This is a genomic window from Lacticaseibacillus camelliae DSM 22697 = JCM 13995 (assembly GCF_001436615.1).
GTDB lineage: Bacteria > Bacillota > Bacilli > Lactobacillales > Lactobacillaceae > Lacticaseibacillus > Lacticaseibacillus camelliae.
On the sequence record NZ_AYZJ01000069.1, the window covers coordinates 1 to 611 of the forward strand.

Sequence of the window (611 nt, forward strand, 5' to 3'; positions counted from 1 at the left end):
TGGACGATCACGACAGATGATGTGAATGGCGAGATCAAGTCAGCGATACCTTCTACAGACTATGGCGAAGTAATCACACCGAACCTGGATGGCTATACACCTGACAAGACCACGGTTCCTGAAGAAACACCGAAGCTGACGCTGGTATCAGGTTCACCAGTAGGTGAACTGGTACAAGTCAACTACGTTTCGAATGGCGCCACACTGAAGGTTACGTATGTGGATACGGACAATGGTAATGCCGTTGTTGGCACACCTGAGACGTTGACCGGCAAAACTGGTGAGACTGGGAAGTACACGGTCACAGTGCCAGCAGGCTATAAACGGGCTGATGGACAAAGCGCAATTGTCGACTATACTTTCGCTGCTGATCCAGCAATAACTGATAATCTGACCATTAAGTTGGCACACCATCTGACGACAACGGATACGACTACGACGACTCGGACCATCAACTACACGGTCAATGGGAAGACAGATGGTGCTCCTGAATCAGTTGTTCAGACCGTCAACTGGACGATCACGACAGATGATGTGAATGGCGAGATCAAGTCGGCGACACCTTCTACAGACTATGGCGAAGTAACCACACCGAACCTGGATGGCTATAC

Annotated in this window: 1 protein-coding gene; it reads left to right on the plus strand. The window is 49.8% G+C overall.

The window, feature by feature from the left end:
* A partial coding sequence (locus tag FC75_RS13035; protein WP_420843319.1) for a mucin-binding protein occupies positions 1-611 on the plus strand: 611 nt, incomplete at both ends.